This is a genomic window from Streptomyces xanthochromogenes (genome assembly GCF_014650455.1).
In the GTDB taxonomy this organism is placed as follows: Bacteria; Actinomycetota; Actinomycetes; order Streptomycetales; family Streptomycetaceae; genus Streptomyces; species Streptomyces xanthochromogenes.
In genome coordinates, this window is sequence record NZ_BMUZ01000003.1 from 304,529 (window position 1) to 316,833 (window position 12,305).

The 12,305-nt window shown below is 69.5% G+C and carries 11 protein-coding genes; 3 read left to right on the forward strand and 8 right to left on the reverse strand.

Annotated features, from left to right (window positions below):
- Positions 1-7: 7 nt before the first annotated feature.
- The 4 genes from IE267_RS08685 to IE267_RS08700 all read right to left on the reverse strand — a co-directional run bounded on the left by IE267_RS08685 (position 8) and on the right by IE267_RS08700 (position 2,949).
- Positions 8-1,294: an RNA polymerase sigma factor gene (locus tag IE267_RS08685; protein ID WP_189762703.1), complete on the reverse strand. Its 1,287-nt coding sequence runs from the start codon at positions 1,292-1,294 to the stop codon at positions 8-10.
- Positions 1,295-1,304: 10 nt separating this feature from the next.
- Positions 1,305-1,706 (reverse strand): YciI family protein, encoded by a 402-nt coding sequence (locus IE267_RS08690; RefSeq protein WP_189762704.1) that lies wholly within the window; start codon positions 1,704-1,706, stop codon positions 1,305-1,307.
- A 442-nt stretch (positions 1,707-2,148) separates the two neighbouring features.
- Complete coding sequence (locus IE267_RS08695) at positions 2,149-2,340, reverse strand: hypothetical protein (protein ID WP_189762705.1); 192 nt, start codon at positions 2,338-2,340, stop codon at positions 2,149-2,151.
- Positions 2,341-2,523: 183 nt separating this feature from the next.
- Positions 2,524-2,949 carry a MarR family winged helix-turn-helix transcriptional regulator gene (locus IE267_RS08700; RefSeq protein WP_189762706.1) on the reverse strand — a complete coding sequence of 142 codons (426 nt, stop codon included), beginning with the start codon at positions 2,947-2,949 and terminating at the stop codon, positions 2,524-2,526.
- Positions 2,950-3,001: 52 nt separating this feature from the next.
- Here IE267_RS08700 and IE267_RS08705 point away from each other — a divergent pair, with 52 nt between their 5' ends.
- Together IE267_RS08705 and IE267_RS08710 are read left to right on the forward strand one after the other, a co-directional pair.
- Positions 3,002-3,634 (forward strand): MBL fold metallo-hydrolase, encoded by a 633-nt coding sequence (locus IE267_RS08705; protein ID WP_189762707.1) that lies wholly within the window; start codon positions 3,002-3,004, stop codon positions 3,632-3,634.
- Between the two features lie 79 nt (positions 3,635-3,713).
- Entirely contained in the window at positions 3,714-5,675 is a 1,962-nt protein-coding gene (locus IE267_RS08710; protein ID WP_189762708.1) for a hypothetical protein, read from the forward strand.
- A gap of 39 nt (positions 5,676-5,714) precedes the next feature.
- Here the strand turns inward: IE267_RS08710 and IE267_RS08715 are convergent, their stop codons facing one another.
- Positions 5,715-6,407 (reverse strand): TetR/AcrR family transcriptional regulator, encoded by a 693-nt coding sequence (locus IE267_RS08715; protein WP_189762709.1) that lies wholly within the window; start codon positions 6,405-6,407, stop codon positions 5,715-5,717.
- 53 nt (positions 6,408-6,460) lie between these two features.
- On the opposite strand from IE267_RS08715, the gene IE267_RS08720 reads away from it, so the two are divergent.
- Positions 6,461-7,579 (forward strand): FAD-dependent oxidoreductase, encoded by a 1,119-nt coding sequence (locus IE267_RS08720; protein ID WP_189762710.1) that lies wholly within the window; start codon positions 6,461-6,463, stop codon positions 7,577-7,579.
- Between the two features lie 30 nt (positions 7,580-7,609).
- On the opposite strand, the gene IE267_RS08725 is transcribed toward IE267_RS08720, so the two are convergent.
- The 3 genes from IE267_RS08725 to IE267_RS08735 form a co-directional block, all read right to left on the reverse strand.
- Entirely contained in the window at positions 7,610-8,854 is a 1,245-nt protein-coding gene (locus tag IE267_RS08725) for an esterase/lipase family protein (RefSeq protein WP_189762711.1), read from the reverse strand.
- A gap of 240 nt (positions 8,855-9,094) precedes the next feature.
- The gene (locus IE267_RS08730; protein WP_189762712.1) at positions 9,095-10,432 is read right to left on the reverse strand and encodes an endonuclease/exonuclease/phosphatase family protein; all 1,338 of its coding nucleotides are present in this window, start codon (positions 10,430-10,432) and stop codon (positions 9,095-9,097) included.
- Between the two features lie 222 nt (positions 10,433-10,654).
- On the reverse strand, positions 10,655-11,998 hold the full coding sequence (locus tag IE267_RS08735; RefSeq protein ID WP_189762713.1) for a phosphatidylinositol-specific phospholipase C: 1,344 nt from the start codon (positions 11,996-11,998) through the stop codon (positions 10,655-10,657).
- Positions 11,999-12,305 lie beyond the last annotated feature (307 nt).

The following is a 12,305-nucleotide window of genomic DNA, read 5'->3' on the forward strand; positions in this document are numbered from 1 at the left end:
GCCGGCGTCAGCACTGTCCTGCCTCCCGGTCATCGGGTTCTCCCCCTCCGGCTCGCGCGGCCAGCCGGGCGGCGCACAGGCTGAGGTGGTGTCGCTCGGGGAGGCTGGCGGTGCGGTGGGCCGCGGCGCGGTAGTCGGCGACGGCGGCCTCCCGGTCCCCGGCGAGCTCGTGCAGATGGGCGCGGACCGCGTGAAGCCGGTGATGGCCGACAAGTGCGGGCGGCGGGTCGGCGAGCAGGGCGAGGCCGGCGGCGGGGCCGTGCACCATGGCGGTGGCGACCGCCCGGTTCAGCGTGATCAGCGGATTGTCGGAGGTGCGGGAGAGCACCCCGTACAGGGCGAGGATCTGCGGCCAGTCGGTCGCGGCGGCGGTCGGCGCCTCGTCGTGGACGGCCGCGATCGCGGCCTGCACCTGGTAGGGGCCGACCGGGCCGCGGGGCAGGGCGGCGGTGATCAGCCCGATGCCCTCGGCGATCGCGCCGGTGTCCCATCGGCTGCGGTCCTGCTCGGCGAGCGGGACGAGTTCGCCGTCCGGGCCGGTACGGGCGGGTCCGCGCGCCTCGGTGAGCAGCATCAGGGCGAGCAGACCGGTCACCTCGGCGTCGTCCGGGAGCAGCGCGTGGACGGCCCGGGTGAGGCGGATGGCCTCCCGGGAGAGTTCGACGCGGCGCAGCTCGGGGCCGGTGCTGGTGACGTAGCCCTCGTTGAAGATCAGGTAGAGGACGTGCAGGACCGCGTCAAGACGGGCCGGCCAGTGGGTGGCGTCCGGCATCCGGAACGGCACTCCGGACGCCTTGATCCGCTGCTTGGCACGGCTGATCCGCTGCCCCATGGTCGCCTCGGGAACGAGGAACGCCGCGGCGATCTCGCCCGTGGTCAGCCCGCCGACCGAGCGAAGAGTGAGCGCGATCGCCGAGGCCGACGACAGCACGGGGTGGCAGCACAGGAACAGCAGTGCCAGGGTGTCGTCGTCCGCACCCTCGTCCGTGGTGTCGGCCCCGGGCGCGGACCGCCGGTCGGCCGGGACCTGGCCGGCCACCAACTCCTCGCGCCGGCGGCGGGCCTGCTCGCTGCGGACCTGCTCGGTCATCCGGCGGCCGGCGACCTGTACCAGCCACCCGCGCGGGTTGCGCGGCACGCCTTCGGCCGGCCACTGCGTGGCGGCGTCCAGCAGCGCCTCCTGGACGGCGTCCTCGGCCGCGGCGAAGTCCCCCCAGCGACGGGTGAGCACGCCGACGACCTGCGGCGCGAGCGTGCGCAGCAGGTCCTCGACGGTCGGTTCGCCGGCTGTCATCGGGGGATGTTCACAGCTCGGTGGGCGGGGCCGCCATGATCTGACGCACCTCGATCGGCATGTTGAGCGGCCGTCCGCCCGGGCCGGGGGCGGCGGAGACGGCGGCGGCGATCTCGATGGCCCGCTGCTCGCTGTCGCAGTCCACGATCCACCAGCCGGCCACCCACTCCTTGGACTCCGCGAAGGGACCTTCGGTGATGACCGGAGCGCCGCCGCTGTGGGAGCGTACGATCCGGGCGGTCTCCGGCATGGCCAGGCCCTGGGCATCGACCAGCTCACCGGCGGCTGCCAGGCCGGCATTGGTCTGCTTCATGAACTGGATGTGGGCCTGGATCTCCTCGGGCTTCCACTCGTCGAGCTTGGGGAAGTCGACATTCTTCTCGCTGAACTGCATCAGCAGCATGTACTTCATGGTTCCGCTCCTCGTTCGTCGTGCCGCCCCGGGCAGGGGCTGTCATGGGTAGGTAGAAGCACGCCCGGGGATTTCGACATCATCGGCGGGAATCCACGAAAAACTTAGCAATACCCGAGGGGACCAGCCCGCCCGGAGGAACTGCTGCGCGCGTACGGGCCCCGTCAGCGGCGGCCCTCACGGTCGGTATGCGCCGGTCAGGCTCCCGAGACCCGGGGCACCTCTCACGGCCGGTACGCGCCGATCAGGCTGCCCGAGACCCGGGGCACGGGGCCTCCGCCCCGGTCCGCGGACCCGGTCCACCCGAGGGTTGGGACGACCATGACCGAGAAAGGCCGGTCTCGGACCAGGGGCAGCACCGTACGGACCATCGTTCTGAACCGTATGCGGGTCGGATCAGCGCGCGATGGCCGGTGCCGGCCACGGCAGCAGGCCATGGGCCTCACGGCGTGACGGTGCCCCAGTCCACGCGCGGACGACGGTTCGCAGCCGCCAGGTGCGCGGCGAACTGGTCCTGGTGCGCTTCGAGTTCGTGGATCTGGACCCGCAGCAGCAGGTCTCCCACATCGGCACGATTGGCCTGGGCCTCCCGCCGCAGGCCCGCACAGACAAGACAGTCCTGATCACTGAGCACTGGATCTCCTCTATCGCCCGACAGGCCCCCGCACTGCACCCGTTACCCAGCGCACAGCGTCGGACGCGCGCCCCCGCGCGCGTTCCCCTGAACGAGACTCCCCCGGCATCCCATCGACGGACACCGCCGCGCGACGCCTCGCCCGCGGCTCTCCGGGCGGTTCCGATGGCGCCGGCCCGCCTATCAGGCGCTTCCCGACAGACGGTCCAGCAGATCGGGCACGGTGAGCAGGGCGCGCCTCTCGTCCGGGGTCAATCGCGTGGTGATGGCCTGCGACACCCATCGACGTCGGCTGCCCCGGTCGCCGTTGAGGGCATCGGTGCCCGCCGCCGTGATCGCGATGAGGAAGGCGCGGCCGTCGTGCGGGCTGCGGGACCGGCTGACCAGGCCGAGCGTCTCGAGATCGGCGATCGTACGGCTCATGCTCTGGTGCTTCACGCCGTGCGCGGCAGCCATGGTGGCGATAGTGCAGGGGCCCTCGCGGTCGAGGGTTCCCAGTGCGGAGGCTTGCAGCGGCGGCACGGTGTCGGCCTGCGCGCGAACCACGCGCACGAACCGCCCGATCGAGAGCCGGAGCCTCTCCGCGATGTCTTCGTCATCGACGTCCATCTCCAAAATATACAATGCTGCTGTACATTTTCGTGCGAGGAACGAGGACCCCATGGAGCTCATCAAGCACGCCCACGCGTGTGTCACTCTCACCAAAGACGGCCGCACCCTACTGATCGATCCGGGCACCTTCACGCCCAACTCCGCGCGGCTGATGGCGGAGGCCGACGCAATCCTGGTGACCCATGAGCACTTCGACCACGTCGACGAGGCGGCTCTGAGGGCGGAGTTGGCCAGGCGTCCGGGCCTGCGAGTCCACTCGACCGCCGAAGTGGCCGCGAAACTGGGCAAGCAGGCACTGGCCGTGGCCGCCGGGGACCGCATCGAGGTCGCAGGCTTCGACGTGAGCGTGCACGGAGAACGGCACGCACTCATCCACGCGGACGTCCCGCAAGCCCAGAACGTCGGCTTCCTGGTGGACGACCACCTCTTCCACCCGGGCGACTCGTACTCCGTACCCGAGGGAAACGTGGAGACCCTGCTGGTACCGACCAGCGGTCCGTGGACCAAGCTCGGGGAAGCGGCGGACTTCGTACGAGCCGTGCGCCCCGGCCGCACCATCCAGATCCACGAACTGATGCTCAGCGAACTGGGGCAGAACTCGACCGCCAGGTTCCTCAGCGAAGACGGCTTGACCGAGACCCCGTTGGAGATCCTCCCCGTCGGCCACTCCACCGCCCTCTGACCACAGCGCCACGTACACTCGCCGGCCGTGCCGGGGTCAGAGCCTTGTCCCACCGTGAGTCGGCGCGGATCATGACCGCGTGCCACACCGAGAGAATCTTCACGAGCTGCTCCAACGCGTTGGGCTGACGGTCATCGAGGACGTCTACCCGGGCGGCCTCATCCCGCCGGAAGCCGGCTGGCGCATCGCTCGGGGGATCGCGGCGCCGCACAGCGCGGACCTGCCGACACTCGACGCCCCGTGGTGGGGCCGTCTCGCGGATGCCGACGGCGAGTTCCTGGTGGCCGTCCGCGGACACCGCATCGGCGGGAACGACTCCTGGTGGACCCGGGTCCGCTACTCCGGCGAGGGCGTGCCAGGGCTGACCGACGACCCCGGGTTCGTGGCGCTGTCCCTCGACGGCCAGGTGCTGCTCGCGGAGGCGCCCGGCGCGGACGGGACTCGGGTGACGGCACTGGACCGGCTGCCGGAGCGGCTTGCCGAGGTCGCCGAGGTCGCCGGGCGCGAGACGGAGATCGAGCGTGCCGAGGTGTGGGCAGCCGTGCCCGGCCCGCATCCGTGGCCTCTGCATTGGGCGGAGGGGATCGGCTTCAATCCCGCAGCGCCGGACGACCTGCTGATCCAGTTGCTGGATGTGGCCGACGGCTTCCTGCTCGGCTGCGACCGTGCCGCCGTGCTCGACGCGGCCATTACGCATCCGAATCCGGCGGTCCGGTCGACAACCGCCGACGCCTTCCGGCCCAAGCTGACATCCGATCAGTGGGTGCGCCTGGTGCGTGCCGAGCCGTCAGCGAGCCGTCGCGTGCTGTGGGCCGAGCGGGCCTGCGCCTGGGGCGCCGAACTCCCCGAATCGCTGTACGACGACCTCCTCGCCGGCCCGTGCCGGGCTGAGGCCGCCGAACTCCCGGGGCTTCCCGCACACCACCTCCCCGGCCTCGCGGCCGACGCCGATCCTCAGGTGAGGGCAACGGCCTGCACCCGGTGGGAAGACCTCCCCTCGCCCGTGCGCGAGCGGCTGCTGGCCGACACCGACGCCACGGTGCGTACGGCCGCCCTGCTCGCCCACCACACCGGCGTCCCCATGCCACCCGAGGTCTTCGCAACACTGCCCGGGCCTCGGCGCGCGCTCGAACAATGCCGTTTCACGCCCGAGTTGGAGGCAGAGCTCGTTCGGGACGGGGATCTGGAGGAACGCCGGGCGCTCGCCGCCAACCCCCTGCTCGGCCCACACGGCGTCGCCGTCCTGACGGAGGACCCGGCAGGCGACATCCGCTCGCTGGTGGCGCTGCGGTCCGACCTCAGCGAGGAACAACGGGCGGCGGTGCACTACGAGTTCGACCCGTCCGCGATGTCGCGCCCCCTCCGCTGGATCCACGACCTGCACGGTGACGCGGGCGCGATGCGCCGCCTCGCCCAGTCGTCACACCCGCTCATCCGGCGCGGCGTGGCCCGTGCCCGGCATCTTCCGGCGGACGTCGTGGAGCGTCTGGCCCGGGACGAGGACCGAACGGTCCGCCTGTTCCTCGCCGAGTCGTGCGAGGACGCACCGGCCGAGATGCTGCTGGAGGTCTGGCGCTGGTGGGACGGCAGCTTCAGCCACCCCGACCGCCCCCGCGGCCACCCCAACTTCCCCCGCACCGGCCTGCTGCGCCACGCCGACGATCCCAGCGGACGGATGCGCCGCCTGGTCCTGGACGATCCGGAGTCGACACCTGACGATGTCGGACGTCTCGTCCGTGACCCCGAGGCGGAGGTACGCCGCCGTGCCGCCGAGGACCTCCGGCTGGCACCGGCGGACGCGGTGCGGCTGCTGAACGACCCCGCCGCCGAAGTCCGCAGCGCAGCGATACGCAATCCGCAGCTGCCGGCCCGCGTCCTCGCGGATCTGCTGCACGACCGCGACACGGCAAGCGCGGCGATCACCAACCCAGCGATCCCCGTCCCCGTCCTGCGCCGCATCCTGGCCGCGGCCGCGATGGCGGTGGCGGCCCAACGCTCCGATTCCGACAGTGCGGCGCCAGCGGTTCCCGCACAGCCGTAGCCTCCCGAAGCTCGGGCCCCCTTCACTCAGTCCGAGGCGTCACACCGGTGGTGGGGCGATCTTGGCGGCCACGGCGTCGAGCACCCAGTCAAGGCCGGTCGTGAACGATGCCTCGGCATCCACATCCGAGCCGTCGTGCACCGCTTCGGCCAGCGCCGGGAAGCGGCCGGTGGCCAACATGCGCGTCACATGCGGGCCGTGGGCACGCTGCCAATCGCGCTTGGACAGGCCCGTGGCGCGCTCGGCCCGCAGGTTCGCGACCTCCCGTCGGACCGCGCCGGTGCAGTAGGCGCTGACCGTCTCCACGGCGCGCATGACGGTGTCGATGTCGGCGAGGCCGTGGAGGGCGGCCAGCCGAGCCTCCGTCACGGCAAGGCCGTTCGGGCCCAGGGTCGGCCTCCCTCCGAGCAGGTCGGCCAGCCATAGGTGACGGAGCGCGGCCTGCCTGGTGCGGTGGGCGAGGGCGCCCAGCGCCGCACGCCAGTCACCGGGCTGCTCCTCGGGGAGGATCTCGGCGTGCACCTCGTCCAACATGAGGTCGAGCAGCTGCTCCTTGGTAGCGATGTATCCGTAGAGCCGCATCGGGCCGGCGCTCAGTCGGGCCGCGACCTTGCGCAACGACACCGCCTCGAGCCCGCCCTCGTCGGCGAGTGCGACAGCGGCGGCGACGATCCGCTCACGGTCGAGCGGCACGGGCGGAGTCGGTGGTTCCGGCCGGTCCCACACAGTCATGGTCACACCGTTCTCTTGCGATGCATCATCAGCGGGAAATACAGTGTATCGACATGAGACGACCTATCGCAGTGGTCGGTGGCGGCCCCTCCGGCCTCACCTTCGCCCGCGTACTGCACCGCCATGGCCACTCGGTCGCCGTACTCGAACGCGATCGCTCGCCCGGCGCACGGCCCGCGGGCGGAACCCTGGACCTGCACGAAGGGCTGGGCCAACTCGCCCTTGAGAAGGCGGGCCTGATGGCGCAATTCCAGGTGCTGGCCCGCCCCGAAGGGCAGGCCATGCGCATCCTGGCCACCGACGGGACCGTGCTGCGGGACTGGCAACCCGCTCCGGACGACCGCGCCAATCCGGAAATCGACCGGGGCCAACTCCGTGACCTGCTGCTCGGCCCGCTCGACGTCCAGTGGGGGCGGGGTGTCACAGAGGTGGTGCCGGGGACCGGGGACGGCGTACTGGTCGAATGCGCGGACGGGAGCCAGGAGACCTTCGACCTCGTCGTCGGCGCGGACGGCGCCTGGTCCCGGGTCCGCCCGGCGGTCTCACCCGTGACCCCGCACTACACCGGCGTCACCTACGTCGAGACCTTCATCGACGACGTCGACACCCGCCACCCCGACCTCGCCCGGCTGATCGGCGACGGCTCCATGGCCGTGTACGGCGTGAAGCGTTCCCTCGTCGCCCAGCGCAACAGCGGCGGCCACGTCAAGGTGTACGCCAAGTTCCGCGCGCCGTCGGACTGGCACACGGACCTGGACCTGACGGATCCCGAAGCCGTGCGATCCGGCCTGCTGGCCCTCTTCGACGGCTGGACCGCTCCCCTCCTCGACCTCCTCCGCCACGGCGACACCTTCGTCCACCGTCCACTCCACGTCCTGCCCGTCTCCCACACCTGGACCCACGTCCCGGGGGTGACGCTCCTGGGCGACGCCGCCCATCTGATGCCCCCGTTGGGAGCGGGCGCCAACCTGGCGATGCTGGAAGGCGCCGAACTCGCCGAATCCATCGCCTCGAACCCCGTGGACCTGGACGAGGCGGTCCGCGCCTTCGAGGCCCGCATGTGGGCACGGGCCGAGAGGTGGGCGAAAATCACGACGGCTGGACTTGACCGCCTGGTGAGCGCGAATCCCGCGGAAGCCATCGCCCTCTTCGACCAAGTCCAGCCGTCCTGAACGCCAGGCGTGCGGCATCGCCCCGCGCGGTTACTTGCGTTCGACGGTGTAGAAGACCTCCGCCTTCCCGTACCGCCCCTGAACGACCTTGGAGTGCCGGCCCGCTCCGTCGTGACGGACGTCCCACACGATGCTGCCGTTCACCTCCACGTCGTCGGGGTCGACGACACTTCCGTAATCCTCGTCCACGACCATGACGTCGATCCCGCAGCGTCCGTTGGTGCAGTCCGTCCATGTGCCGCGGTTGAAGCCGCTGTTGGGCACGTTCAGCCACTCGTGTCCCGAGTCGTCGGTGTCGCCGCGGTCGTTGCGCCAGTACACGTTGGACAGGTTGGCGGATCCACCGCCGGCGGAGTTGACGCGGATGTATCCGAAGCGGTCGGCGTTGCCCTTGACCCCGCCGTCGCCCGTCTCGTCGAACATGCGGACCTTGTCGATCTTCAAGCGGTAGTCGCTGCCGCCCTCGCCGCCGTCCGCGAGGAGTTCGTACACCTTCTTCTGGACCTCGGAGTCCTGCGGGAATCCAGGGTGCGACGGGCAATGTCCCGCGAAGTCCTGGTCCGTGTCGGTCACCTTGTAGTTGATGGCCCCGCCGAGACTGGTGGAGTCGAAGTCCTCCTTGTCCATCATGACCGCCGAATCGAGCGGGACCCCGCCCATGCCCTCGTCGCAGCCGCTGCGGAAGGTGGCGTACCGGGTGGGCCCGCCGCCCGTCTCACCCCACCAGTCGTACTGCTTGTTGTTGTTGGCCTTGCGCAGTGCGTCGCTGGAGGGTTCGAGGTCCCACACGAACTTCTTCCAGAACGCACCGGCCGCATCACCCCACCAGTACGCCGCCATGGTGCCGTGATTGGGGCCGGCCAGGGAGATCCAGTTGACCACGTTCGCCGCGTCACCGGCGTGGTCGGTCATCCAGTAACGAGATATCACGCTCCCCAGCGAGTGGGCCACGATGTCGAACTTCTTCCCCTTCACCCCCTTCTGAAGGAAGGCGTCGAAGTCCTTGGAGACGTCCGCGACGCGGGAGCCGTAGTTGGTGTCATAGCTGAACCGGTGGATCTGGCCGTCCGTGTAGCCCTGGCGCTTCAGCATGTCGACCATGCTGTTCCACGCGCCAGGCCCGTCGTTCATCCCGTGCACCAGCACGATGTCCCGTGGTCCTTGGGAGGCGGCGGAGGCGGTCGCCGCCGGGAGGAAGGACGCGGCCACGGCCGTGACGGCGACCAGCGTGGAGTATCGGCGCGCGGCCCTGGAGACGGAATCGCAGCGGGTCATCGAATTTTCCCTTTCAGACGACGGGAGTTGAGGAAATCGGAGGATCTGGCGGACTGGGACGAGAAGAGCAGCGCGGGCGGTGGAAGAACAGGGGTGGGAGCGCGGAATGCCGGCCGGGTGGGGCCCGGCCGCCGTGGGGTACGCGGTCGCGGGGATGGCGATGGCCGTGGCCCGGGAACGCTTCGGAAGCGCAGAGCCCGTAGGCGGCCGGCTCCCTTTCCGGGTCAACGGGCAGCGCGCTCAAGCCCGTTCGACGGTGTAGGTGACCTCGGCTGCTCCGTAGCGGCCGGTCAGGGTGGTGGTGTGGGTACCGGGAGTGTCCTTGGCCGCGTCCCAGGAGACGGTCTGATCCACCAGGTCGTCGTCACCGGCTCCGTCGTTGTCGACGATGTGTGCGTGGAGGCTGAAGCGGCCGTCGCCGCTGGTCAGGTATGCGTGGGCGACCGAGGGCAGGTCGTACGGGAACTTCTTGTCGTCCAGGGAGCGGCTCCGTGCGACGGACCAGACGTAGTGCCCGTTGACCGTCACGTCGCCGTAGAGGTCGTCGCCGGTGCCGTCCTGTTCGTCGCCCTTGGTCATCCGAACGTTGTCGACCCGGAGTTTCCAGGTCTGCCCTACGGGCTTGGGGAACCGGCCGGAAGCGGCGAGGGCGTAGTGGTCGCTGAGATCGCGCACCTGGTCCTTGACGAAGATTCCGCCGGGTCCCGTTCGGCCCTCCACGGTGAGGACCGAGCCGGCGCGGGGCCGGACCACCTCGCCGGCCCACTCCCGAAGTTGCGCGTGCCCCTGCCTCTGGAGGGCGAAGTCGAGGTCCTCGGGCGGGTCGTCGGGGTAACGGATCCTGGCCAGTTCGTTGTTCTTGGGGTCGAACGAGTGGGGTTCACCGCTGCGTCGGCCGTCGGTGGCGTGGAGTTGGGTGAGCATCTCGCGGTACTCGGATGTGGCACGGTCCACGTTGAAGTCCCCTACCAGCAAGACCGGTTCGGTGGAGCCGGCCTCGCCGCGCTGCTCCTTGCCCGACAGGAAGCCGTCGATCTCCTTGAACTGCGTGGCGCGTACTGCGGCGGCGTCCTTGCGGGTGCCGCATCCACTGTCGGTGGCCTGGGGGTGGGTGCCGACGACGTGGAAGACTTGGCCGCCCTTGTTGATCTTGGCGTACGCGAAGCCCTTCTGCGCATGCTTGTCGGCGGCGCATCCCTTTGCGAACACCTGCTGTTCGGCGACGTCGATGGGGTAGCGGCTGACGACGGCCACTCCGCCGTTCTCCAGGCCACCGCCGTTGATGTGCTCGGCGTCCCAGTCGCGGCCGTGGGTGCCGCTCCACTTGGACGCGCCGACGACCCGGGTCTGGTAGCGGTACCCCTTCTCGTACAGTCCGTCGAGGAGTTGCTTCGAGGTGTCCACGTTGAACAGCTCCTCCAGGACCACCACGTCCTGCCCGTCGAGGAAGCCGTTGTCGAGCATCGCCCGAACCCGGTCCTGGTTGGCGAACTGGCTGTTGTCCAGGGTCATCCACTTCGACAGGAGCATGGCGTTGTAGTTGACCACGCGCAGCGTGTCCGGGGAGTCGTGTGTCATCGCGTCAGGCGCCGGTTGCGCGGGCGCTGCGGCTGCCGGCCCGGCGGCAGCGAGCGTCGCGACCACAGCGGTGAGCGCGATGGCGGCTTGCCCCAGTGAACAGAGTGACTTCATGGTGCGTCCTTGGAGTTGGGCGGTGCGAGGTGTCGATAGGCGGTGAGAAGCTGTCGGTCGGCGGCTCGGGGTGTGTGGCCGACGGAAGCGGGAATCGGTCCCACGGACTCAGCCGACGCGGTAGGTGATGGCCACTTGGCCGTCGTCCTCGCCGTACAGGGTGCAGGTGAAGCGTCCGGTGCCCTCGGCCGGCCGCCACACGATCCGGCCCTGAGCGACTTGGTCGTCGCCGCTGACGTCGTAGTCCCACAGATCGGCATCGATGGTGAAGCCGTCGGTGGACGTGACGACGGGGTCGACGAGGGTGAACTCCCCACGTGAACCCGGAAATACGGCCCGGCTTCCGGCCTTGCTGCTGCGGTCCCAGACCTTCTTCGAACCCGTCGAGCCGGTGAGCGTGATGGTGCCGTAGACGGCTGGATCGGTCATGCCGTCGTCGAAGCTGAGGAGTTCGGCCTTCTCGATCGTCAGGGTGCGGGTGCTGCGGTCGGGGACGAAGAGGTTCCACTGGATGAGACGCCAGGTGAGGTTGCCCGCCTCGTCCGCGTAGTCCATCGGGACGATTCCCAGACACCCGCCCGGCCTTCGGCGGGACCGCTCCGTCAGCTCCTTGTCGACTGCGGGCAGTACGTCCACGGCGATCTGATGGGGTGTGCGCACCGGCATCTTGCTGTAGCCACTGAGGTGGTTGACGTACAGGGTGCGCCCGCTGCTGTCGCCCTGGGCCGTGTCGAAGTGCGTCCGCACCGCCTCCAGTTTGTTGTCGACGGGGTAGAGGGACGAGAGGTCGTAGTCGTCCTGGATACGGAGGGCGCCACTCCCCCAATCGGTGCCCGGAAGACCGCTGACATTTCCCAGAAGAATGATTTTCCCCCGCGCCCTGCCGAGCGTCGGGATTCCGTCGACGTGGAAGATCGGATACTTCTGTCGGATCTCCTCGAACCGTTCGACGAATCCGGAGTCACTCCCGTCGTCACCCTCGTCATCATTGTGGTATTCGTGCTTGAGTCGCATGAAGAGCGTCTCGCTCGGGTTGCCCGCCAGGAAGTCGTGGCAGTCCCGGACGCAGTCCTCGAAACTCGCATGCTGGTACACCTGCCCGTGATGGATCAGCAGGGAATGCCCGTAGTTGCGGCAGCGGATGTCCAAGTAGCGTATGCCGTCGCGCAGTTGGGCGGCGATGGTGTACGAGTCGTTCTGGCACTGGGCGAATCCGGCCGAGAGCCCTGGGAAGCGGGCCCCCGATTCATGGGTGCCGGGGATCGTGATGCTCTGCATGGGGGTGTCGTCCGCGATGGCGGACATCCAGGTGCTGCGCGTGATCGCACCACCCTGAGCAACCAGGCCCGTCGGCGCGGCCGCCCTGGCAAGGGCCGGCATCCCGCTCGCACCGATGGCGGCACCGGCGGTGACGGCGGCCGACCTCCAGAGAAAGCCTCGTCGATCCATCATGTCTCCTCTCTGGTCCTTTCGGCCGACTACTGATCCACCGAAAGAACTGGATGAATGCAGGCGCAGAGGTGGTCCCAACCCGGGCAGCCGATGGAGCGCCGAATTCTGGCAGCCAACAGCGTCCGGCGAAGCGGTACCTGACGGGGCGTCGCTTCCTGTGAGACAGGAGCAACATAAGGGCGCCGTACAAACAATTCAACCAGCGAGGCAACAACAGGCCACGAAAAGGCCCACATATTCACGTCGAAGCCCAAGAACCAGCAAAGCAAGAGGATTTGAACAGCCCGAAAGGCATGGACACACGGGA

Excerpts from the sequence above, each read along its gene's own strand:
- IE267_RS08685 (WP_189762703.1), bottom strand. The coding sequence starts at position 1,294 with ATGACAGCCGGCGAACCGACCGTCGAGGACCTGCTGCGCACGCTCGCG.
- IE267_RS08690 (WP_189762704.1), bottom strand. The coding sequence starts at position 1,706 with ATGAAGTACATGCTGCTGATGCAGTTCAGCGAGAAGAATGTCGACTTC.
- IE267_RS08700 (WP_189762706.1), bottom strand. The coding sequence starts at position 2,949 with ATGGACGTCGATGACGAAGACATCGCGGAGAGGCTCCGGCTCTCGATC.
- IE267_RS08705 (WP_189762707.1), top strand. The coding sequence starts at position 3,002 with ATGGAGCTCATCAAGCACGCCCACGCGTGTGTCACTCTCACCAAAGAC.
- IE267_RS08715 (WP_189762709.1), bottom strand. The coding sequence starts at position 6,407 with ATGACTGTGTGGGACCGGCCGGAACCACCGACTCCGCCCGTGCCGCTC.
- IE267_RS08720 (WP_189762710.1), top strand. The coding sequence starts at position 6,461 with ATGAGACGACCTATCGCAGTGGTCGGTGGCGGCCCCTCCGGCCTCACC.
- IE267_RS08725 (WP_189762711.1), bottom strand. The coding sequence starts at position 8,854 with ATGACCCGCTGCGATTCCGTCTCCAGGGCCGCGCGCCGATACTCCACG.
- IE267_RS08730 (WP_189762712.1), bottom strand. The coding sequence starts at position 10,432 with ATGACACACGACTCCCCGGACACGCTGCGCGTGGTCAACTACAACGCC.
- IE267_RS08735 (WP_189762713.1), bottom strand. The coding sequence starts at position 11,998 with ATGATGGATCGACGAGGCTTTCTCTGGAGGTCGGCCGCCGTCACCGCC.